Source organism: Burkholderia sp. BCC0398 (genome assembly GCF_902833245.1).
GTDB classification, from domain to species: Bacteria; Pseudomonadota; Gammaproteobacteria; order Burkholderiales; family Burkholderiaceae; genus Burkholderia; species Burkholderia sola.
Genome location: NZ_CADFEM010000043.1, coordinates 698 through 2,070 on the forward strand (window position 1 = coordinate 698; position 1,373 = coordinate 2,070).

Consider the following 1,373-nt stretch of genomic DNA (forward strand, 5'->3'; position numbering starts at 1 on the left):
TCCGAATCGACGGTCGTCGACTTCGGGTTGCGGATGATCGGCACGATCTTGTTGTCCTCGATGTCCAGCAGCGCCCGCGCCGTCTTCTTCGGCAGGTTGCCCGGCATCTTCTTGTTCACGAAGTGGATCACCTGCTCGACCGCCGGCGGCTTGCCGGTCGTCGCCGGCGGGTGCTGCGTCTGCTTCGTCACGACCTTCTTCAGCATGTCGTTCGCGAAGCGCTGCACCTTGTAGCCCACCCCCATCATCACGCCGCGCGCGAGGTTGATCGTCTGCGGATTGGTCGCGTTCAGGAAGAACATCCCCGCCGCGTTGCCCGCGTTGAACTTCTTCTTGCCCATCTTGCGCAACAGGTTGCGCATGTTCATCGTCACGTCGCCGAAGTCGATCTTCACCGGGCACGGCGTCGCGCACTTGTGGCACACCGTGCAGTGGTCGGCCACGTCGTTGAACTCGTCCCAGTGCTTGATCGACACGCCGCGGCGCGTCTGCTCCTCGTACAGGAACGCCTCGACCAGCAGCGACGTCGCGAGGATCTTGTTGCGCGGGCTGTACAGCAGGTTCGCGCGCGGCACGTGGGTCGCGCACACCGGCTTGCACTTGCCGCAGCGCAGGCAGTCCTTCACCGAATCGGCGATCGCGCCGATGTCGGACTGCTGCATGATCAGCGACTCGTAGCCCATCAGCCCGAAGCTGGGCGTGTACGCGTTGCGCAGATCGGCGCCGTCGAGCAGCTTGCCCTTGTTGAAACGGCCGTTCGGGTCGACGCGCTGCTTGTACGCGCGGAATTCGGCGATCTCGTCGTCGGTCAGGAACTCGAGCTTCGTGATGCCGATCCCGTGTTCGCCGGAGATCACGCCGTCGAGCGAACGCGCCAGCGTCATGATGCGGGCCACCGACGCGTGCGCGTCCTGCAGCATCTCGTAGTTGTCGGAGTTGACCGGGATGTTGGTGTGGACGTTGCCGTCGCCCGCATGCATGTGCAGCGCGACGAACACACGGCCGCGCAGCACGCGCTTGTGGATCGCCTGCGCTTCGTCGAGGATCGGCTTGAACGCGCCGCCGTTGAAGATCGCGCGCAGCTCCGCGCGGATCTCCTGCTTCCACGAGATGCGGACCGTGCGGTCCTGCGTGACGTGGAACACGGTCGCGCCGGGCTGCGCGTCCGCGCGATCGGCGAACTTCTCCGCGAGCGCCTCGTAGCCGAGCTGCACCAGGTAGTGCTGCGCCTCGCGCAGCGGCTGGTCGAGCCGGTCGCGCACGAATTCCCAGCGCGCACGCACGCGCTTGAGCAGCTCCAGCGCCTGCTGCACGCGGTCTTCCAGCAGCTCGGCGCTCGGGATCTCGTTCGCGTCGTCGGTCTTGCCGAGCGG

Annotated in this window: 1 pseudogene; it reads right to left on the minus strand. The window is 66.0% G+C overall.

What is annotated here, in order from left to right:
• A pseudogene (locus HWX76_RS36415) lies at positions 1–1,373 on the minus strand (FAD-linked oxidase C-terminal domain-containing protein); the annotation flags it as partial.